Here is a 21,358-nt window from a genome sequence, read left to right on the forward strand (position 1 = left end):
CCGTTCTACCCGTGTGATAAGGCTCTTCATGAGAATCAAATAAGCCGACCAAGTGATTGGTCGGCTTATGTTTTTCATCGGCTATTATTTGTGGTTCAGCGCTCACTCAAAGCCGGTTCGCCCTTCTTCTCGCGCACCATGTTGATGAAACGGCGGAACAGATAGTGGCTGTCCTGCGGGCCGGGCGAGGCTTCCGGGTGGTGCTGGACGGAAAACACCGGCTTGCCGGTCAGGCGCAGGCCGCAATTGGTGTTGTCAAACAGCGAAATATGAGTCTCTTCAACGCCTTCCGGCAGGGACTTCGAATCCACCGCGAAGCCGTGGTTCATCGAGACGATCTCCACCTTGCCGGTGGTAAAATCCTTGACTGGATGGTTGGCGCCGTGATGGCCCTGATGCATCTTCTCAGTCTTGGCGCCTAGCGCCAGACCCAGCATCTGATGGCCAAGGCAAATACCGAACAACGGGATATCTGTGTTGATCAATTCCTTGATGACCGGCACGGCGTATTCGCCAGTGGCAGCCGGATCACCGGGGCCATTGGAGAGGAAAATGCCATCCGGCGACAAGGCCAGGATATCTTCGGCGCTGGTATTGGCGGGCACAACGGTGACCTTGCATTTCAGGCCGGTGAACAGCCGCAGGATATTGCGCTTCACGCCGAAATCCACGCAGACGACGTGATAATCGGTATCCTTGTCAGCTAGTTCAGAAAAGCCTTCATTCCACACCCAGGGCTTTTCGCCCCAGGTCGAGGACTGGCCGGAGGATGCGACCTTGGCAAGATCAAGACCTTCCAGCCCGCTCCAGGCCTTGGCCTTGGCCTTCAGCGCCTCGATGTCGAAATTGCCGTTCGGGTCATGGGCGATGACGGCGTTCGGCGCACCGTTTTCGCGAATCCAGGCGGTCAGCGCCCGCGTATCGACGCCGGACAGGCCAATCATGCCGCGTGCCTTCAGCCAGGCATCGAGATGCTTGGTGGCGCGGAAATTGGATGGTTCGGTAATGTCGGCCTTGAAGATCACCCCGACGGCGCCGTGGCGGGCAGCTGGCGTCAGGTCTTCAATGTCTTCTTCATTGGTGCCAACATTGCCGATATGGGGAAAGGTGAAGGTAACGATCTGGCCGAGATAGGAGGGATCGGTGAGGATTTCCTCATAGCCGGTCAGCGCGGTGTTGAAGCACACCTCGGCCTGAACATCGCCGGTGGCGCCGACGCCCTGACCTTCGATGACGGTGCCATCGGCCAGAACCAGAAGTGCTGTCGGCTTGGTTGTTGTCCAGGCTGCGGTGGGCAATGGCGATGTTGCGGTCATATCCGTTCCTTTTCCAGCCGCTTGCCCCGGCCGATGCAAACCGGCGGCGCGTGGCTATCTTTGTGTGCCAGTATCTAGTTGTGCCAAGGGTCCTCGCGCAGCAAGAGGATGCGCGTGCGGGAACCTGATGTCGATGTCTGTGCAGGCGATGGTACATAGACGAGAAGCGTGGGCCGGGTCAATTGTTCCTCAGGTAAAAGAGGTGTTTTCCCTTGAAGTCTTGAAAGACCCCCGCATTGCGCGGAGCCTCCGGGAGGGGTATCACCACGCCTGAAGCGAGCCACGGTGCCATATGAACGGCGGCCAGGGGCTCCACAGTCACCCAAGGAGATGAAGACATGCTACGCGAGGATCTGACGACTGCGCTGAAGGAAGCGATGAAAGCCAAGGACAGCCGCAGGCTTTCCACCATCCGCCTGGTGCAATCGGCCATCAAGGACCGCGACATCGCCAATCGCGGCGAGGGCAAGGCCGAGGCCAGCGACGACGATATCCTCCAGCTGATGGCCAAGCTGGTGAAGCAGCGCGAAGAATCGGCCAAGATCTACGAAGACAATGCCCGTCCTGAGCTTGCCGCCCAGGAGCGCGAGGAAGTGGCGATCATCAAAGCCTTCATGCCCGAGCAGATGGATGACGATAAAGTCCGCGAAGCGATTTCCGGTATCATCACGGAAATCAGTGCTGAAGGCGTGCGCGACATGGGCAAGGTAATGGCTGCCTTGAAAGAACGCTATGCCGGCCAGATGGATTTCGCCAAGGCCTCCGGCGTGGTGAAAGAGCTTTTGACCAAGTAAGCGGAAGCCTCCGTATACAGCGTTGTGCGCCATAGATGGCGCACAACGGGTCGCTAAAGCGCTTTATATCTATGGCGGTTTCCGCTTTGTTTATTCTGCGGCGAGTGGCGCAGCTTCTTGTGGCAATGCGCCGATTGCGGCAAACAGCGCCTCATCCTCGCCTATGCCGGCATTGGGCGTGGTCAACAGCGTATCGCCGTAGAAGACCGAGTTGGCACCGGAGACCAGGCAGAGGATTTGCGCTTCCCGGTTTAATGTCGAGCGCCCGGCCGACAGACGGACCGTGGATCTCGGCATGACAATCCTCGCTGTCGCCACCATGCGCACCAATTCCAGCGGATCGATCCGCGGCATGGCGGCAAGCGGCGTCCCCTCCACAGGCACCAGCGCGTTGATCGGTACGCTTTCGGGATGTGGGCGCATGGATCCCAGGACCTGGAGCATGGAGGCGCGATCACGGATGGTCTCGCCCATGCCGATAATGCCGCCGCAACAGAGGTCGACGCCGAAAGAGCGGACGATGGACAGGGTTTCCAGCCGGTCTGCATAGCTGCGGGTGGTGATGATCTCACCATAAAATTCCGGACTGGTGTCCAGATTATGGTTGTAAGCCGTCAGTCCAGCCTTGGCCAGTTTCTCAGCCTGATGCTTTTCCAGCATGCCCAGCGTTACGCAGGCTTCCATGCCGAGATCGCGAACGCCGCGCACCATGGTCAGTACCGCGTCAAATTCCTTGCCATCGCGCACCTCCCGCCATGCGGCGCCCATGCAGAAGCGCTCGGCACCTGCGTCCTTCGCCCGCTTTGCAAGCGCAAGCACGCTGTCCGGCTGCATGAGGCGATCCTTCGTCAGCTTTACCTCTCGGTGGTGGGCCGATTGCGGACAATAGGCGCAGTCTTCGGGGCAGCCGCCTGTCTTGATCGACAGCAGGCTTGCCTTCTGCACGGCATTCGGGTCGTGGTGGCGGCCATGGACAGCGTTGGCATGGCCGATCAATTCCAGAAGGGGCAGATTGTGAAGGGTGACGATCTCTTCCACGCTCCAGTCATGGCGAATTTCGCCCACCACCCCACTCATTGCTCCGTCTCCTGCTGGCGCTTTGCCTTCGGTGGCCACTGGCTGGCGATCAGCGCCGCAAGCACACATTTCACCACGTCACCACCGATAAAGGGCATGAAGCCAACGGTCAGCAGTGTTGCGCCAGGAACGAAGAATGCAAGCCATGCGAGACCTGCGGCATAGACCAATGTCAGCCCAGCAAAACTGGCAACAAGGTGCATCGCCAGCCCGCGTCCATGGCCGATCAAACCGGTGAGCCAGGCCGCAAGCCAGTATCCGGCAAGATAGCCGCCAGTTGGCCCCATCATATAGGCAAGGCCGATGCCGCGTTCCGGTGAGCCGGAAAACACGGGCGCACCAACGGCACCGACGGCCAGATAGGTGGTGAAGATGGTCAGCGACATCTGCGGCCCAAGCATCAGCGCGAACGCCATCACCGCAAAGGTATGCAATGTCATCGGGACCGGCCAGAAGGGGATTTGCACTTTGGCAGCCAAGGTCATCAGCAGCACCCCGGCTGAAACAACTATTATTTTATCGATAAAAATTGAAAATTTATTCTTATTGGCTCGAGAAAGAAGAGGAATGTCCATGTTGTCTCCAATTTTTTGTCTACTTTTAAAAATTATCGATAAAATATCGAGCTTGGGCTTATTGTCAATCCCGGCGCTCGCCCTGCGAAGCCGTTGAGCCTTGTTGAGGCCCGGTGATTTCCCTCATTTTGAACTGGGATGTTCCCTTATGGCGGACTAAAGGCCGGAAAGGGATTGGAGACGCTGGAGCTTGGGAGGCGCAAAGGGGAAGCACATGTGAATAGCGGGTACATCCCATGAAAGCCGTGGCGCTTGCCTTTCATACCTCCTATATAACCAGATCATTCCTCAAGGTTGCCCAATGCGCTTTTCAAACGACTTTCTCGACGAGATCCGCGACCGCGTGCCGATTTCGGCCGTGATTGGCGCGCGCGTGCCGTGGGATCGCAAGAAAACCAACGTGTCGCGCGGGGATTACTGGGCCTGCTGCCCGTTTCACGGCGAAAAAAGCCCGAGCTTTCACTGCGAGGATCGCAAAGGCCGCTACCATTGCTTCGGCTGCGGGGTGTCCGGCGATCATTTTCGCTTTCTGACGGATCTGGAAGGCCTGAACTTTCCAGAGGCGGTCGAGCGGATTGCCGACATGGCCGGTATCGCCATGCCCAAGGTGGATGCACGTGACATAGAGCGTGAGCGCGAGCGCACCAGCCTTCAGGATGTCATGGAAATGGCCACCCTGTTCTTTCAGGATCAGCTGCAAGCGGCCCAAGGCGCCAAGGCCCGGGCCTACCTGCGGGAGCGCGGGCTTTCGGGCCGTACCATCGAAACCTTCAGGCTGGGCTATGCACCGGAAAGCCGCAACGCGCTGAAGGAACATCTGGCTGGCAAAGGCGTGCCGAAGGAGCAGATCGAGGCCTGCGGGCTGGTGGTGCATGGGCCGGATATTCCGGTCTCCTATGACCGTTTCCGCGACCGGATCATGTTTCCGATTCTGTCTTCCCGCGACAAGGTGATTGCCTTTGGCGGACGGGCGATGTCGCCGGATGCGCCAGCCAAATATCTCAATTCCAACGAGACGGAGCTGTTTCACAAGGGCAATGTGCTCTATAATTTCTCCCGCGCCCGGCGGACGCTTCAGGGCGCCGATGGGGCAGAGACGATCATTGCCGTGGAAGGCTATATGGATGTGATCGCGCTCTATCAGGCGGGCGTGGAAAATGCCGTTGCGCCACTTGGCACGGCGCTGACTGAAAACCAGCTGGAACTGATGTGGAAAATGACGCCGCAGCCGGTCCTGTGTTTCGATGGCGACGGTGCCGGGCAACGCGCGGCGTTTCGCGCCGTCGATCTTGCGCTGCCGCATCTGAAGCCCGGAAAAAGCGTCCGCTTCGCCATGCTGCCGGATGGCAAGGACCCTGACGATCTGGTCAAGCAGGATGGCCGCGCACCTTTTGACCGGGTATTGGCCGAGGCCCGCTCGCTGGATGAGATGGTCTGGGTACGCGAAACAGGCCAGGGCCGGTTCGATACGCCGGAGCAACGTGCCGAGCTTGAGGCGCGGTTAAAGCAGATCGTCAATATCATTGCCGATGAGAATGTGCGTCGCCACTATCAGCAGAATGTCCGAGACCGGCTCTATGGGTTCTTCCAGGGGCAGGGAACGGCTCGGGCCGGGCGCGGCAATTTCGAGCGTGGCGGTGGTGGTTTTGCCGGTAACCGGCCCGGCAATGGCCGGTTTCAAAACGGCGCGGGTGGACGCGGCGCGCCGGGTGGCCAGCGTCCTGGCAGCACGGTGGCCTCCGACCGGTTGACGCGGTCGGGCATGGTTAGCCGCAGCCACGACCAGCCCAGCCTGCGCGAAAGCGTGCTGGCGCTGACCATCGTCAATCATCCGCAATTGTTGCAGGAGGATTATGACGAGATTTCCTGCATCGATTTCGATAGCCGTGATCTACAAAGGCTTTGGCCAGCGGTGCTGACCGCAGTTGCGCAAACCGGGGCGCAATTGACCCGCGAAGATCTGTCCGAACGGCTGACGGCAAGTGGCTTCGATACGCTGCTAAAAGCGCTGGACCAGCAGATCCGCAATGCCAGACTGTGGACGGCAACGACGGTTGCCGCGCTGGAAGACGCCCGCGAGGGCTATACCCAGGCGCTGTCCCTGCATAAGCGCGCCAAAGCGCTGCGCCGCCAGCGCATCGAGCTGGAACGCGAGATTGCCGAGGCAACCGAAGCCGATGACGCCGGGCGGATTGATGGGCTGATGTCGGTTCTGCAGGAAGTGCAGCTGGAAATCGTTCGGATGGAGAACCAGGAAGCGATCATCGATGGCTTCGGCGTGATGTCGGGCCGTGTCAAGGGACCGGCCTACGGTCACAATTCATAACGCTTTTGCAAGCTTTGTTATGGCAGATACCGAACGCGCCCCTTGTATCGGCGGCGTGAGTGCCTAAATCTCAGTTCAAACCGGGTCATGTTCCTGAGATCGAGGCCTGCCTGTACCAAAAGGACAGGTTAATGACGTGACGATTGAATGGCTCCCTGCCGTCTGAGGCGTGTGCGGAGGCGTTCGGATAAGGAGCGTAGAGCGAGATGAATGGGTTTTTCGCGATATCAACAGGCACAATCGCTTTAAAAGGCTTGACGTATCGATAAATTGTGGGAATCACGGTCAAACGAAAAAATGAGGTGACGCAGGTTGCGCCGGGTCTATGCTGGCGGGCTTCGTCGCCTGTTTGTGCAGTTATACTGCAATCGGCGGGAACCATGGTGGTCAATCGGGAATTAGACATCGCGGCGTAACGGCCTTTAGAGCGTGTGAAACGCAACAAGGCTGGTATAACGTTCGGCATTTAGGGCATGGTTTATCTTCGGCCGCATCTGGTTTGAGAAATTATGCTGCACATTTAGGGTTTTACAGGGCTTTTCGTGCGTATGGTCAACGCATGGCACTGTAGGTCGTAACCAGTGATTCGCAGTGGTCAGTGCAAGGCTATGCCCCATCTGGCGCGTGACAGCACTGCGGAAAATTGAAGCGTCAGGGAAAGCGACGAGACATATGGCAACCAAGGTCAAGGAAAACGAAGAAGCCGAGAACGAGCGCGATGGCGCGACCGACGGTCCGCTTCTCGATCTTTCGGATGACGCGGTCAAAAAAATGATCAAGGCCGCCAAGAAGCGCGGCTACGTCACTATGGATGAGTTGAATTCGGTTCTGCCGTCTGAGGAAGTGACCTCGGAGCAGATCGAAGACACCATGGCGATGCTTTCCGACATGGGCATCAACGTCGTCGAGGACGAGGACGCCGAAGATCCGGCAGCCGAAGAAAGCGACGGTGACGAAGAGGCCGAAAGCGAAGGCGGCGAGCTGGCGCCTGCTGGCAATACCGCTGTTGCCACAGCCAAGAAGAAAGAGCCGACCGACCGCACGGACGACCCGGTGCGCATGTACCTGCGCGAAATGGGCTCGGTCGAGCTTCTGTCGCGCGAAGGCGAAATCGCCATTGCCAAGCGCATCGAGGCTGGCCGCGAAACGATGATCGCCGGTCTCTGCGAAAGCCCGCTGACCTTCCAGGCGCTGATTATCTGGCGTGACGAACTGAACGAAGGCACGACGCTGCTGCGCGAGATTATCGATCTCGAGACCACCTATTCCGGTCCCGAGGCCAAGGCCGCGCCGCAATTCCAGAGCCCGGAAAAGATTGAGGCGGACCGCAAGGCTGCCGAGGAAAAGGAAAAGACCCGCCGGGTCCGCTCCAGCGAAGACGACATCACCAATGTCGGCGGCGACATGCCCATGCCGGAAGAAGAGGAAGAGGACGAAGACGAGTCCAATCTTTCGCTGGCCGCCATGGAAGCCGAGCTGCGCCCGCAGGTCATGGAAACCCTCGACCTGATCGCCGATACCTATAAGAAGCTGCGCAAGTTGCAGGACCAGCAGGTGGAAGCGCGCCTCGCCTGTGCCGGCACGCTGTCATCGGGCCAAGAGCGGCGCTACAAGGAGCTGAAGGATCAGCTGATCACGGCAGTAAAGTCACTGTCGCTGAACCAGAACCGGATCGACAGCCTTGTCGAGCAGCTCTACGACATTTCTAAGCGCCTGATGCAGAACGAAGGCCGTCTGCTGCGGCTGGCTGAAAGCTACGGCGTCAAGCGCGATAGCTTCCTGGAACAGTATCAGGGCGCGGAACTTGATCCGAACTGGATGAAGTCGGTCGGCAATCTGGCTGCCCGTGGCTGGAAGGACTTCGCCCGCGAGGAAAACAACACGATCCGGGAAATCCGTCAGGAAATCCAGAATCTGGCGACCGAAACCGGCATTTCCATCGCCGAATTCCGTCGTATTGTCTCCATGGTGCAGAAGGGCGAACGCGAAGCCCGGATCGCCAAGAAGGAAATGGTCGAGGCCAATCTGCGTCTGGTTATTTCGATTGCCAAGAAATACACCAATCGCGGACTGCAATTCCTCGACCTGATCCAGGAAGGCAATATCGGCCTGATGAAGGCGGTCGATAAGTTCGAATACCGGCGTGGCTACAAGTTCTCCACCTATGCGACGTGGTGGATCAGGCAGGCAATCACCCGGTCGATTGCCGACCAGGCCCGCACGATCCGTATTCCGGTGCATATGATCGAAACGATCAACAAGATCGTTCGCACATCGCGCCAGATGCTGCACGAAATTGGCCGCGAACCGACCCCGGAAGAACTGGCTGAAAAGCTCGCCATGCCGCTCGAAAAAGTCCGCAAGGTGCTGAAAATCGCCAAGGAGCCGATCTCGCTCGAAACCCCTGTGGGCGACGAGGAAGATTCGCATCTCGGCGACTTCATCGAGGACAAGAACGCGCTGCTGCCCATCGACGCCGCCATTCAGGCCAACCTGCGCGAAACCACCACCCGCGTGCTGGCCTCGCTGACACCGCGCGAAGAGCGCGTGCTGCGCATGCGCTTCGGTATCGGCATGAACACTGACCATACGCTGGAAGAAGTCGGCCAACAGTTCTCGGTCACCCGCGAACGTATCCGCCAGATCGAAGCCAAGGCCCTGCGAAAGCTCAAGCATCCAAGCCGCTCGCGCAAATTGCGCAGCTTCCTGGACAGCTAAGTTTAGCGAAGAGACAAGAGTAGAAAACCCGGCGGAAACGCCGGGTTTTTGCATTTAAGGGTGGGGAAGGATGGTTGCTGATGGAGCGGGGTTTACCCCCCTCTGTCCTGCCGGACATCTCCCCCTCAAGGGGGGAGATCGACGTGGAGCAGTCCTCTCACGCGCATAACAATCGATTCTATTTCACAATAGGCTTGATGGGGAAACGGGCATGCACCACCATCCGATCTCCCCCCTTGAGGGGGAGATGCCTGTGAGGGTGGGGAAGGATGGTTGCTGATGGAGCGGGGTTTACCCCCCCCTCTGTCCTGCCGGACATCTCCCCCTCAAGGGGAGAGATCGACGTGGAGCAGTCCTCTCACGCGCATAACAATCGATTCTATTTCGCAACAGGCTTGATGGGGAAACGGGTATGCACCACCATCCGATCTCCCCCCTTGAGGGGGAGATGCCTGGCAAGGCAGAGGGGGGTGAGCGGCATATCAAACCGTCTGCGCCTTGTCCTGTGGTTCAATCTGAACCTGACAAACTCCCGCTGCCGGATGCTTACGTATTGCGGACCGATAGGGCGGCAATGGTAGACGGAACGCTGGCGGCGGATGAGGTGACCACGGTGGGCTTTGCAATGGGCGGCGCGGGGTTCGCGGCAACCAAATATCCCGTCCGCGAGGGGGCTGGTGGTATGCTGGCCGCTATGGCGGATGCTGATGTCATTTTGTTCTCCTGACCGGCCTTTTCCCTATCATGTGGCATCGTCCGGTTGACCGCGAGGCCGTCATCGCCCCGCCAGAATAACCGGGCCTGCCCGGCGCGCGCCAATATCCTGTAGACCCATGAGTAAATTCTGATTTGAGAAAGGATAATTTTATCGATTGCGCATAATGCAGCGCAAAAATTGTTGCAATGGCGAAATTCTCGCTGCACGGGTGTGCGTTTTCAAAAAAATCGTGCCGCAAGCCCGCGCGGTAAGGGGCTGATCTTGCTGCATCAACGCCCTCATCCCTGCCCAATAAAATCCCATCTGCCCCACTTCCAATCCCCACCCTTTATGCGCTAAACATCGGGTGAGATCGGTTGTAACACGCCGATCTTGGGGCGTGGAAACCCCGGTTAAAGCGGTCAGTGTCGATCGTTAAATGACACCCCTCAGCCATAGGTTTGTGGCTGAGGCGGTGAACTGTGTCTATACGGTTCGCTCTCTACCATTCTCTATGGTCGGGGAGGTCTCGGCGTATGTCCAGAGCTTCGGCTTAAAGGTCGAGGCGGTCGTCTTTACCGGCTTTCCAACTCCCCGATCACCAGAGGGCAAAACCCTCCGGTGATCGCTCGTGTTGTTCACAGGGAGCGCCGCAATGGAGACTTACGATATCTGGGCTGACCTTCTCGCCACCTTCCGTGCCTCACCGGATGCGATCAAGGCGCTGTGGCTGCTGATCCCGCCGGGCATGTTTCTGGCTGTCCTGGCACTGCTGCTCCGCTACCGCCTGCGACGCAGAGAAACAGACAAAAACACCGAACTGACCTACACCGTCATCCGCCAGGACGACCAGACCGTGCAAATCTACAGCCACGGCCCCGGCAATCCCCAACGGGACCCAATTTTCCTGCCCGTAACAAGAGCCGACAGCGGCAAATTGCTTGAGTACTGGGAACGGTCTGAGCATTCTTAGTGGTGCGTTGCGGTTGGTTCCGGGGCGAAACCACTATTGGATTTGCTTTACAGTGGAAAACGGGGAGCGAATGATACTTGGAGCAACTTTGCCTTGTTGGAAAAGGTGCGGTTGTGCATGGTATGTCGGGGCCAAGGGCAGGGGTGTTTATGACGGATCATGTGCCGACGATTGATGAGATTGATAATGTAGATAAGCTTGCGGTTTATCTCGCGACCCAGCCCATTCAAGTGGCGCAGATTGTAGCGTTTCGGTCTGCTTTACGGATTTTGCCATTTTCGTATCAAGCAGCTTTTCTGGAAAATGACATTCATTTGGCTGGACGATTAAGAGTTTCGGCTTTTCGAGCGCTTTTTTTGTGTTGGGTGGACCTACGCTATCGTAATGAAATTTCTGATCTTCAGTTGAATATCGATGCGGCGGCTGTGGCTGCGGATAGTTCAGACGTCGCTGCCCATAATGCATCAGAGCACACTGCCGCTTTAACTCTCGTAGACGGTGCGAGAGTGTCGGTTAGAGCTGCTGCTTCAGCAACTCATCGTGTTAACGTTGATCCAATTCACCAAGCTAAAAGAACTGTGCTTGGTACGATATACGTGGTTGCTGAACGTCCTGTTGTTTGGTCTGTCATTCGACGCGATTTGTCAGTTATGATGGCGGACGGCGCCGAATTCCTCTTGCAATCGCCGCTTTGGATTGGTGCTGAAGTACCAGAAAGGGTCAAACAAGCGGACTCCGCGTTCTGGAAAGACATATCTGCCCTTGGAGTTCAATGGGCACCTGTTTGGGATTGGTATTCACATATCAAGGGCGGAGTGCTTCCCTTCGAAGATTTGGGAAGCAGGTTTGAAAATGCCGTGATTGGTCTTGCCCAGGAACGTAACGAATTTTGGGATCGTAATCCTGACGTCGTGATGAAAGACATTTCCGAGCGATTAACATTGATGCCTCCTATGCCATCCGAACCGGAGCCGGGGCCTGGACCTCATTACGATATTATCGATGGAAAGCTTGGAATCGTCGCAAGTCTACCTCATTCGGATGAGGTCAATACGCAGACTAAGCTTTTCGAGCGGCTGCGCCTCGATGTTGATCGATTGGTAAGCGCTGCCCATAAAATCGATAATAGCCAACCCAATCTGGTGTTTTCCATTCGTGAATATGCCGCGTTGCTTGATACTCCTTTGGATACGTTGGACGTGACCGGGGTTTGGGCGGTAGGTGGCAGTTTAGCTGGCTTTGCGCAATCGTTTCGTGAGCAAAACCGCAACCGAACCCTTGCCGATCCGCTTGAGCCAGAAGTGGATGGCCTTTTACAAAGCGTGATCCGCCAGCATGGTGCGTTTATCATGGGCTTTGAAGAAGGCCGTGATCTTGTAGATCGCGCTGATCGGTTCGCGCTTGATTCCGACAAGCTTCATGGCCTTGAGGAGAGCGGTAATCCGCTGATTGCGGAATTGGCGTCCAATGCGGATTTGGTGAGTGATGATGCACGGGCGGTGCATAAATCCGTAAGTGACGTGCTGCATGACGCTGGATGGACAATTGCACGAAACTGCTACACTGGATTTTTGACTATTCGAAATGCGGTGCGGATTATAATCAAGGTGGTCCTTGGCAATGATCCGAATGTGCTTGCGGTTTTGGGTGGTGTCGCCGCCATTTCGACTATCTGTGGCGATCCAAATTTAGATTTTCTAAGAACGGCAATTCCTTTTTTGCAGGCAAATAAACAGAACTTATTGGCATTTTTCCAGCATTATCCAGAGATGCGTTCTTATATAAAATGGGTGCTTCATATCGTGCGGAATGAAACCAAATAAATCTATTGGAATTCTGCCATTCTCGATTAAGGCACGCGATGTTTTGCATAACTATTGGCGTTAATCTAAACGCCAATCACCCCAATTTCTCCCGCACCACCCGCATAAATACCCTCGCTCCAACCTCAATCAACACATCTGGAAAGTCATAATCCGGGTTGTGCAGGGCCGGGTGTGTCTCGCCTGCGCCGAGGAAGAACATTGCGGCGGGGGAGGTGGTGCGGAAGCGGCCGAAGTCTTCGGAGGCGCGCATCGGCAGGGCGCGGGCGTCGTGGGTTATGCCTTCGGCATCGAGAGCGGTGGTGAGGGCGGCGACGGCTGCGGGGGCGTTTTCGCAGTGCAGGAAGATGTCGTGATAGGTGAGGGTCAGGCCAAGGCCGTGTTGCTCTGCTGTGGCCTGGGCGAGGGCTTCGGCTTGGCTGCAAAGCCCGTCCATGCCCTGATCGGTCAGGGTTCTCAGCGTCACCCAGATTTCGCCGTCGCCGGGCGCGATGCCGAAGGCGGGTTCGCCTGTTTTTGCGTGGGTTACGGTGGCAAGGCGGAAGTCGGCGGCGGGCGGGGTGCCGTGGGAGAGGGCGGTCAGGGCTGGTATCAGGCTGCTGATCGCCTGCATCGGCGACAGGCCGGTTTCGGGCTGTGAGGCATGGGCGGTCTTGCCGGTGAGCGTGATTTTCAACCCGCGTGAGGCGCAGTTGACCGGGCCTGCCTTCAGCGCCACATGGCCGAGCGGAATGCCTGGCAGATTGTGCAGGGAAAAGGCCAGATCCGGCGCAATCTCAGCAAAGCGCGGATCGGCCAGTACAGCGGCGGCACCGGCGCCATTTTCCTCGGCAGGCTGAAACAGCAGCACGACCCGGCCTGTGGCAGGTGGCTGGCGCGACAGGCCAAGTGCCAGCGCCAGCAGAATGGTCGAATGGCCGTCATGGCCGCAGAGATGGCCTTTCCCCGGAATTGTCGATCCATAGGGCAGGCCGGTTTTTTCCGTAATCGGTAGCGCGTCGAGTTCTGAGCGAAACAGCAGGGTCGGGCCAGGTGCCGCACCCGAAAACACCGCTGCCACACCATGGCCACCAAGCCCGGTCAGAATGCGGTCCGGGGCTAATGGCCTCAGTGCCTCGACGATCCGCCGGGCTGTCTCTTGTTCCTCACCGGAGACTTCAGGATAGCGATGAAGCTCCTGGCGGATGGCGGTGAGACTGTGCAGATCGGTAGGGCTGAGGAACATGGTGGCTCCGCAATGGCGTGGCTGACATGCGTCTGTTAGCACGCCCTTGTATCTGTCTGAAAGTGTCGAAACGCGGCTTGCGGGTTTGCGGCGGGCGGCAGCGCCGTGTATGGATCGGGCAATGCAGGAAAAGCGGCAACCGATGCATAAGCGCTTTGTCTGGGGCGTCGCCGCCTCGGTGCTGCTGCATGGCCTTTTGGTTCTGGCATTCCTTGCTCATTGGCCCGCCCCGGCGCCGGATGCGCCGAAGGAAGAGGTCGTGTCGGTTTCCATTGAGCCGCCACCAGAGGAAAAACCTCAGCCCGAAAAAACCAAGCCTGAAAAGCAATTGCAACTGGAGTTGAAGCCGGAGGCAAAGCCGAAGGAAGAACCTGCGACACCAGCCCCCAAAGCCCCCGCACCCAAAGCTGAAGAGAAGAAGCCCGAGGAAAAGCAGGAGGCTAAACCGCCTGCACCCGCACCACCTGAGCCGCCAAAGCCCGCCGAGGATAAGCCCCAGGCCCTGGAATCCGCCCCGAAGGACGAGGAGGCCCCGAAGGAGGATGCGCCGCCCGTGCCACCGCCTGCCGAGGAACCGGCAGCGCAAACCCAGTCACCTCCTTCCGCTGCCCCGAAAGCCGGGCCGGACAAGTCTGCTTCAGGCGATCCGCAAAAACCCGATCCGCCGCAACCGCCCGCCCTGCCAAAGGATGTGACGCCACCGGATGCCGGGCTGGCCCGACAATTGCCGACGCCGGACAAGGTGGAAAAGCCGGGCGGTGGGCTGGTGACGGAGCAACGCTTTGCGCTGGACGAAGAGAGCGCCGCACAGCCGCAGCCGCAGCGCGAGGCCTCGCCTTCGCCTGCGTCGGCGGACAAGAAAGCCGGGCCTGTTGCCGCGTTGAAGCCCGCCAAGCGGATTTACTCCAAGGCAACGCTGTCTGATCCGCGTGTGCGCCAAGCGCTTGGCACATTGCCGCCGGAACGCCGGATCGTGCAGATTTGCAGCATTGAAATGCTGGAACAGATCCGCCGCGCCGTACCTGGTGCCGTGCCGGATGTGATTACGGGATCGCCGACAACGCGACAGACCATTACCGCTCGGCTGATGGATGTGTCCGGCGCTGCCTTCCGCAGTCGGGGGCAATGGTATGATATCAGTTACCATTGTGAAACGGATGCCAAGACCTTGGCGATCACCAGTTTCAGCTTTTCACTTGGTGCCGCCGTGCCGAAAAGCCAGTGGCAGGCGCGGCGCTTTCCGGTGAACTGACGCTTACGAATGCCGGATCAGCCCGATGGCGATCCAGGCCATGACCACGGCGATGATCGCATCCAGAACCCGCCAGGAGGCGGGCCGCGCAAATATCGGCACCAGCAGCCGCGCCCCATAGCCGAGCGAGAAGAAAAACAGGAAGGATGCCGAAATCGCGCCAAGGCCGAAGGCTGTCTTGTGATCCGCAAAGCGGCTGGAAATCGAGCCTATCAGCAGCACCGTATCCAGGTAGACATGCGGATTGAGAAAGGTGAGGGCGAGGCAAGTGGCAAGGCTGGCGGCGAGCGTGCTGGGCTTGGCCTCGCCGGGCGCAAGGCCGCTTTCGGTTCTCAATGCGGTCAGGGCGTGCCGGGCGCCATAGGCCAGAAGAAATGCCGCGCCACCATAGCGCAGCACCGGCTCAAAAGCGGGCAGAAGGGCGGTTACTGTCGCCAGCGCGCCAATGCCAAGCGAGATCAGCAAGGCGTCGGCAGTGGCACAGGTGAGGGACAGAATAAAGACATGCTCGCGCCGCAAGCCCTGGCGCAGCAGGAAGGCGTTTTGCGCCCCAATGGCGACAATCAGGCTCAGGCCAAGAAACAGGCCGGAAAAATAGGCGTTTTGCATAGAGGGCTCCACGTTGTGGCCCTTTGACTAATGCAAATGAATTCATTAGAAAAATTAATAAATATAACCAGACATAAGTAATTCTAATGACGTTCGATGGTGAGCATTTATCGGCGCTGGTGGCTGTGCTGCGCAGCGGCAGTTTCGAAAAAGCCTCCCGTCAGTTGGGGGTTACGCAATCGGCGATCTCGCAGCGCATCAAGTTGCTGGAGGAGCGATCAGGCACGGCGCTGATCATGCGCGGCCAGCCCTGCTTGCCGACCTTTGCAGGGGCGCGGCTGTGCCGCCATGCCGAGGAAGTGGCCCTGCTGGAACGCCAGGTGATCGGTGATCTCGGACTTGCGCAGGCGGCGCAGGTGACGGTGCGGCTGGCGATCAATGCCGATAGTCTGGCGACATGGTTTGTTCCGGCCATGGCCGCGGTGGAGGGCCTGTTGTTCGATCTCGTGCTTGACGATCAGGACCACAGCGCCGATTGGCTGCGGCGCGGTGAGGTACGGGCGGCGGTGACCTCGCTTGCCGAGCCCGTTCAGGGCTGCGATTGCCGACCGCTCGGATTGCTGACCTACCGCGCCACGGCCAGCCCGGATTTCGTGGCGCGATGGTTTCCCCAGGGCGTGACCGCTGAGGCTCTGGCCGTTGCACCCTGCCTTACCTTCAACGCCAAGGATGGATTGCAAGCCGCATGGATGGAGCAGGTGGCCGGATGCCGCCTGTCGCCGCCTTGCCATTGGCTGCCCTCCAGCCAGGCTTTTATCGACGCGTCGCGTCTGGGGCTGGGATGGGGCATGAACCCGGCGGTTTCGGTGGCGCCTTTGATCGCCGAGGGCGTGCTGGTGGATCTGATGCCGGATCAACCGCTTGCCGTGCCGCTTTATTGGCACTGGAGCAGGGCGCTGGGCCAGGCACTCGATCCGTTAACGGCAAGTGTTCTTGCCGCAGCACGCCAATGCTTGCTGCCGATGGCGCAGAAGCGTCCATCCATGCGGTAAGACTGCATTCACCACAAAGTATATTTGGGTCGTAGAAACAGATTGTACAACGCTTTGTTGTTAAGTTTTTCCTCATATTGTTGCCTCGCGTCGATAGCGGGGAGGCCTTGGGATAGACTATGAAAGGGATGGTTTTTACGGAAATGCTCGAATTCGTCGCCGCGACCTGGAATGAAGACATGGCCGACGACATTATCGAAGCCTCTTTGCTTACCAACGGACTTGCCAGTGGCGGAGCCTATACCAGCGTTGGCACCTATGACCATCGCGAGATGGTGGCGCTGCTGAGCGCGCTGTCGCAGCGCTCCGGCCTTGGCGTCGATGCATTGATGCAGGCGTTCGGACTGCATCTTGCGGGACGTTTCGCCGTGTTGTTTCCAGGCTTTTTCGACCGCAGCGGCGGTCTCTTCGGCTTTCTCGCCAGTATTGACGCGCATATTCATGTCGAGGTGAAGAAGCTCTACCCCGATGCGGAATTGCCTTCCTTTGAAATTCTGAGCCAGGACGGTTCGTCCATGTCGATGCTCTATCGGTCCGGGCGGAAAATGGAGGCCTTGGCGGAAGGCCTGATCCAAGGGGCTGCCCGGCATTTTGGAAGCACTGTTACGGTCGAGCGCAGCGCGGGCGACGATGGGGCAACTCTGTTTGTGATTACCGAGAGTACATCGTGATGGTAAACCAGCCACTTGATGTTTCTGAGCCTGATCGGATCGACCGGCTGACCCGCCGTCTGGAGCGAGAGCGGGAGGCTCGCCGCCAAGCCGAGACATTGCTGGAAGCGCGTGCGCGTGAGCTTTATATGGCCAATTGCCAATTGGCTCGGCAGGCGGAAGATCTTGAACAGCGGGTTATGCAGCGCACGGCGGAACTGGTTCAGGAGCGCGAACGCGCCATGGCGCTGGCCCAGCAGGACCAATTGACCGGGCTTGCCAATCGCCGCAGCTTTACCGCTGTTTTGACCGACACTTGCCAGAAGAGCCGCCTTCGGGGCGACCGTATCACCGTCATTCTTGTTGATATGGACAGGTTCAAGCTGATCAACGACGCTTATGGTCATGAAGCGGGGGATGCCGTGCTGCGGGAATTTGCCAGCCGGTTGGTGGTTGCGGCTGGACCTGGAACGGTGGCGCGGCTGGGTGGTGATGAATTTGCCTTGATTCTCGACCACCTGCCGGATGCGACGGCCGATCATGCCTTTGTCTCGAGTTTTCGCGCCAGTTTGCAGGAGCCGGTTCTCTTCAACGGCAAGCGGTTGGAGGTCTCGGCGTCTATCGGATATGCGAGCCTGCCGGATCACGCCGCATCGTCCACCGAATTGCTGCGTCATGCCGATATGGCGCTTTACGTTTCCAAGAAAGCCGGGCTGTCACTGGCGACCGGTTTCGATGACGACCTCTGGGCCGAGGCCAACGAGCGACGCTTGCTGGAGCTGGAACTGGTGCTGGCCATGGACCGCCATGAAATCATGCCCTGGTATCAGCCGATCGTCGATGGTGCCAGCAAGCGGATACTGGGGGTGGAAGTGCTGGCACGCTGGCATCATCCCTATCGCGGTCTGGTGCTGCCGGGTGTCTTTCTGCCACTGGCGGAAGAGCGCAATCTTCTGGATCGGTTGTTTGCGCAGGTGGCGCGCGCGGCCTGTGCGCAAACGGCGCCGCTGGTCAAGGCTGGCAAGCTCAATTACGTGTCGGTCAATATTTCTCCAAGCCAGTTCAAGTCCGGCAATCTAGCGATGGTCATCGCGTCCATCCTGGAGCAGACAGGTTTTCCTGCCACAGCGTTGGTGGTGGAGATTACCGAGGACCTGATCATGTCGGACATGCTGAGGGCCGGGCGCGAGCTTTCCGAACTTTCGCGGCTCGGTGTTCGGGTCGCACTCGATGATTTCGGCACCGGCTATTCGAATATTTCCTCTCTCAGCAGCTTGCCGATCCAGTGGCTGAAGCTGGATCGCAGCTTGATCAGCCGGGTTGGGGATGATCGGGTTGGGCAGGTTATCGTTCAGGCCGTGCTGCAAATGGCCCAGGCGCTCGGCATCGATGTTGTTGCGGAAGGTATCGAAACGGAGGTGCAGGCACGCTGGCTTGTGGAAGCCGGATGCCGCAAGCATCAGGGTTTTCTCTATGGCCGCCCAGCACCCTTGGAAGACTTGCCGTGTTTCTCGCAACCGGAACGCCCAAGCCTTGCGGCTGGAAAGAGCCCTTGACGCAGGTGCTCTATTGGCCATTTCCTTGACAGACGCAATTCGAGGAACATGCCATGCCGCAAACCAGTCTGTCGATTTCCACGCGTGGCCAGGGTCTGTATGAATTTACCGATCAGGTTGATGATTTTGTCAGGCATGCGGGCGCTCAAGAAGGACTATTGACTGTTTTCGTGCGTCATACGTCCTGCTCGCTGATCATCCAGGAAAATGCCGATCCGGATGTGAAGCGCGATCTCAAAGTGTTTTTTCAGCGCCTGGTCCCGCCGTGTAACGATCCGTCCATGGCATGGATCACCCATCGCCAGGAAGGGCCGGATGACATGCCAGCCCATATAAAATCGGCCCTAACGCAAGTCTCGATAGGTATTCCGGTGGCCAATCGACGGCTTTTACTGGGAACCTGGCAGGGTATTTACCTGTTCGAACATCGCGACCAGCCCCATACGCGCCAGGTAGTAATGCATCTAAGCTACTGAACCACAAGCTGAAACTAATGAACCGAGACTGAATGGACGCTTCTGATGGCGTTCAGTATTGCAGCGTTAATCTCTCAGTCAATCGCTTACGGAAACGGGCTGTCCGACGCGAGATCTTGGTTGGCTTTTCTGCATCAGAGTTTTTTGCAGAGTAGTCAAACCCATGATTAGACAAGGTTTTCGGGGCGGTAAGCCGGGTTTTCAAAGAGAAACCCATGCCGTCCTTCGAGGAGAGAAACAATGCGAAGCATTTTTGCGAAAACAGCTCTGGCTGGACTGGCCTTGATCGGCGCGGTGGTTGCCACAGTTGGCCCGGCCGCGGCCCAGCCGGACGTTCGCCTGGGCGTCTATATCGGCGGCGATGCGCCGCAACTGGTACAGGCCTGGGGCGATGACGATTATCGCCGTCCACCACCGCCACCTCCACCGTGGGGTGGTCCGCCACCTCCGCCGCCGCCATGGGGCGGTCCACCGCCTCCGCCACCACGGCGTTGGGATGGTCCAGATCCGCGTTACGGTGGCGTTTGCTCGCCCGGTGATGCGATCCGCCAGGCCCGCCGCGATGGTTTGCGCCGGCCGAATATCGAACGTGTGACACCGCGCCGTGTGATTGTCGGTGGTATCCGTTACGGCGAATATGATCGCGTCGTTCTCGCAAACCGCCCCGGCTGCCCCTTCGCAAATTGAAGCCGGCCTTGAATTGAAGAGTGATTTTACATGATTGACGGCGCGCATCCCGACAGGATGCGCGCCGTCTTTACGTTTGTCTGGTGAGCAGGCAGGTACAATCGCTCTGGACTTATTGTTCTATTCGTCTGACTATGGGGATGGTTCAGACCAAAAGGCGCTGTCGTATCCACATAAGATGCCATGGCGAAAGGATAGAATCCGTCACTTGGTCTGGCCGAAACATTTCAGAGCCGACTGCATCATGTGTGTTTTATAAACCGGACAAATGATGCGACTAAAATTCATATCGATATTTAGATTTATCCATTTTTAAAATTCGTTGCTGGAGACATGTCTCAATGGACACGATTTCTTCTGAAAACATGACAGATTCTGTTTCTGAAATAACCGATCTGACTGTCAAAGCGCTTCACACACTTGCCTATCCGATCGATACCCATCTGGATTCGCTGTTTCTATCGCGACTGGCCGGATATGATTTCTGGAAGGGAGACTGGAAGGCGCATCGGCGCTCCCTCGTAGTCTGGTTGATCCGCAAAACCTCGCCGAGGGGACGCAACAGGCCGTTATCCGAACATGTCAGCGGACCGGATTTTCTGGAGGGTGGTTATGGTGGGGCCTGTTTCAGTGCCCACGCCTTGTGGGAAAATCTTATTCCGGCTCCTTTCCTCGACCCGTGGAAAAACTGGGTGGCTCACCAGCGTTATGTGGAAGACGTCGTCGATCAGAGCCAAGGCCGGATGCGGTTGGCGCGCAATGCAAAAGAGGTCCGCGCCGCGCAAGCGGTGGGCAAGCGATGTGCGATCTTGTCCATGGAAGGCGCGCATATGTTGGGGGCAGGCGGGGTGAAAAGCCAGGCCCTGCGGCTGGACAGGTTGGGCGAGATTGCCAGGGCCGGTGCCGCCTATCTGACACTCAACCATTTCAGTCATACCGATATCTCCGAGGCCGGCTATGCGCCGGTCAATCCATGGCGCAAGATCGACGGCGGCGGTCTGTCTGCCTTTGGCAGGCAGGTGGTGGAGCGTTGTATCGATGTCGGCCTGCTGGTGGATGTCACCCACACATCCACGCAGGGCATTCTCGATGCCTGCGAGATCTGTGTTCGCCGCCATGTGCCAGCCTTTGCGTCGCATGGCGCATCGCGCACGGTGACACGGGGTAGGGAGGAGAGACCGTCGCGTCATCTGGACAGGGCCTTGAGCGATGAGGCCATCCGCGCCATCGTCCAGACTGGCGGCTGTATCAGTGTTATCCTTGCCCCTTACTTCCTCCAGAACCGCTATCTCGCCGATGGCAAGCCGGACATGGATGCCGACATTGCCTTCGTGATCGCCTATTATGAAGCATTCGCGCAGCTCATCGCCAGTATGGAGATTGTCGAGGACCCCTGGAAGCATCTCTCCTTCGGCAGCGATTTCGATGGCGGCATTTCCAGCCTGCCGACCGGTATGCAGAGTGGCGCCGATCTTCCGAAATTGACCGAAGCCATGGTCGCTGCCGGTTGGCCGGCGCAGCGAATCATTGATGTCTATAGCGGCAATTTTCTGCGTGTCTGGCAGCAGGTTCGGCCTTGAGGGCTTCGGTCGTGTCTTCGGTAGAAATAGAG

Annotated in this window: 18 protein-coding genes; 13 read left to right on the forward strand and 5 right to left on the reverse strand. The window is 58.1% G+C overall.

Annotation, left to right across the window (positions count from 1 at the left end; all coding sequences use genetic code 11):
- Positions 1-95: 95 nt before the first annotated feature.
- Positions 96-1,316 carry a glutamine-hydrolyzing carbamoyl-phosphate synthase small subunit gene (gene carA, locus ASB66_RS22980; protein WP_114386950.1) on the reverse strand — a complete coding sequence of 407 codons (1,221 nt, stop codon included), beginning with the start codon at positions 1,314-1,316 and terminating at the stop codon, positions 96-98.
- A 338-nt stretch (positions 1,317-1,654) separates the two neighbouring features.
- Here carA and ASB66_RS22985 point away from each other — a divergent pair, with 338 nt between their 5' ends.
- The gene (locus ASB66_RS22985) at positions 1,655-2,110 is read left to right on the forward strand and encodes a GatB/YqeY domain-containing protein (RefSeq protein ID WP_060719796.1); all 456 of its coding nucleotides are present in this window, start codon (positions 1,655-1,657) and stop codon (positions 2,108-2,110) included.
- A gap of 90 nt (positions 2,111-2,200) precedes the next feature.
- On the opposite strand, the gene bioB is transcribed toward ASB66_RS22985, so the two are convergent.
- Both bioB and ASB66_RS22995 read right to left on the reverse strand, forming a co-directional pair.
- A complete protein-coding gene (gene bioB, locus ASB66_RS22990) occupies positions 2,201-3,187 on the reverse strand; it encodes a biotin synthase BioB (RefSeq protein WP_060719795.1) in 987 nt (328 codons plus the stop codon).
- Positions 3,184-3,672, reverse strand: a complete 489-nt coding sequence (locus tag ASB66_RS22995) for a biotin transporter BioY (RefSeq protein ID WP_234613958.1) — start codon at positions 3,670-3,672, stop codon at positions 3,184-3,186. Before ASB66_RS22995 ends, bioB begins: the two co-directional genes overlap by 4 nt.
- Positions 3,673-4,063: 391 nt before the next feature.
- On the opposite strand from ASB66_RS22995, the gene dnaG reads away from it, so the two are divergent.
- The 5 genes from dnaG to ASB66_RS23025 all read left to right on the forward strand — a co-directional run bounded on the left by dnaG (position 4,064) and on the right by ASB66_RS23025 (position 12,299).
- Positions 4,064-6,088, forward strand: coding sequence for a DNA primase (gene dnaG, locus ASB66_RS23000; protein ID WP_060719793.1), 2,025 nt, complete (start codon positions 4,064-4,066; stop codon positions 6,086-6,088).
- Positions 6,089-6,760: 672 nt separating this feature from the next.
- Positions 6,761-8,806: an RNA polymerase sigma factor RpoD gene (gene rpoD, locus ASB66_RS23005; protein ID WP_060719792.1), complete on the forward strand. Its 2,046-nt coding sequence runs from the start codon at positions 6,761-6,763 to the stop codon at positions 8,804-8,806.
- 553 nt (positions 8,807-9,359) lie between these two features.
- The gene (locus tag ASB66_RS26355) at positions 9,360-9,533 is read left to right on the forward strand and encodes a hypothetical protein (protein WP_156545092.1); all 174 of its coding nucleotides are present in this window, start codon (positions 9,360-9,362) and stop codon (positions 9,531-9,533) included.
- 625 nt (positions 9,534-10,158) lie between these two features.
- Positions 10,159-10,476: a hypothetical protein gene (locus ASB66_RS23020; protein WP_060719790.1), complete on the forward strand. Its 318-nt coding sequence runs from the start codon at positions 10,159-10,161 to the stop codon at positions 10,474-10,476.
- Between the two features lie 149 nt (positions 10,477-10,625).
- The gene (locus ASB66_RS23025) at positions 10,626-12,299 is read left to right on the forward strand and encodes a hypothetical protein (RefSeq protein WP_147274075.1); all 1,674 of its coding nucleotides are present in this window, start codon (positions 10,626-10,628) and stop codon (positions 12,297-12,299) included.
- A 76-nt stretch (positions 12,300-12,375) separates the two neighbouring features.
- Here ASB66_RS23025 and ASB66_RS23030 read toward each other — a convergent pair whose 3' ends face one another.
- Positions 12,376-13,524 carry an amidohydrolase gene (locus tag ASB66_RS23030; RefSeq protein WP_114386952.1) on the reverse strand — a complete coding sequence of 383 codons (1,149 nt, stop codon included), beginning with the start codon at positions 13,522-13,524 and terminating at the stop codon, positions 12,376-12,378.
- A gap of 142 nt (positions 13,525-13,666) precedes the next feature.
- Between ASB66_RS23030 and ASB66_RS23035 the strand changes: the two genes are divergently transcribed.
- Entirely contained in the window at positions 13,667-14,776 is a 1,110-nt protein-coding gene (locus tag ASB66_RS23035; RefSeq protein ID WP_060719787.1) for a DUF930 domain-containing protein, read from the forward strand.
- Positions 14,777-14,779: 3 nt separating this feature from the next.
- Here the strand turns inward: ASB66_RS23035 and ASB66_RS23040 are convergent, their stop codons facing one another.
- Positions 14,780-15,385, reverse strand: coding sequence for a LysE/ArgO family amino acid transporter (locus ASB66_RS23040; RefSeq protein ID WP_060719786.1), 606 nt, complete (start codon positions 15,383-15,385; stop codon positions 14,780-14,782).
- Positions 15,386-15,471: 86 nt separating this feature from the next.
- Here ASB66_RS23040 and ASB66_RS23045 point away from each other — a divergent pair, with 86 nt between their 5' ends.
- From ASB66_RS23045 to ASB66_RS23070, 6 genes are all read left to right on the forward strand, one after another.
- Positions 15,472-16,377 carry a LysR family transcriptional regulator ArgP gene (locus tag ASB66_RS23045; protein WP_060719785.1) on the forward strand — a complete coding sequence of 302 codons (906 nt, stop codon included), beginning with the start codon at positions 15,472-15,474 and terminating at the stop codon, positions 16,375-16,377.
- Between the two features lie 119 nt (positions 16,378-16,496).
- Positions 16,497-17,048: a heme NO-binding domain-containing protein gene (locus ASB66_RS23050; RefSeq protein WP_060719784.1), complete on the forward strand. Its 552-nt coding sequence runs from the start codon at positions 16,497-16,499 to the stop codon at positions 17,046-17,048.
- Complete coding sequence (locus ASB66_RS23055) at positions 17,048-18,583, forward strand: putative bifunctional diguanylate cyclase/phosphodiesterase (RefSeq protein ID WP_060719783.1); 1,536 nt, start codon at positions 17,048-17,050, stop codon at positions 18,581-18,583. The genes ASB66_RS23050 and ASB66_RS23055 overlap by 1 nt, the downstream gene beginning before the upstream one ends.
- A 53-nt stretch (positions 18,584-18,636) precedes the next feature.
- On the forward strand, positions 18,637-19,059 hold the full coding sequence (locus ASB66_RS23060) for a secondary thiamine-phosphate synthase enzyme YjbQ (RefSeq protein WP_060719782.1): 423 nt from the start codon (positions 18,637-18,639) through the stop codon (positions 19,057-19,059).
- A gap of 240 nt (positions 19,060-19,299) precedes the next feature.
- Positions 19,300-19,746 (forward strand): hypothetical protein, encoded by a 447-nt coding sequence (locus ASB66_RS26360; protein WP_060719781.1) that lies wholly within the window; start codon positions 19,300-19,302, stop codon positions 19,744-19,746.
- 341 nt (positions 19,747-20,087) lie between these two features.
- The gene (locus ASB66_RS23070) at positions 20,088-21,326 is read left to right on the forward strand and encodes a membrane dipeptidase (RefSeq protein WP_060719780.1); all 1,239 of its coding nucleotides are present in this window, start codon (positions 20,088-20,090) and stop codon (positions 21,324-21,326) included.
- Positions 21,327-21,358: the final 32 nt, after the last annotated feature.

The organism is Gillisella vitis (genome assembly GCF_001541345.2).
In the GTDB taxonomy this organism is placed as follows: Bacteria; Pseudomonadota; Alphaproteobacteria; order Rhizobiales; family Rhizobiaceae; genus Allorhizobium; species Allorhizobium vitis.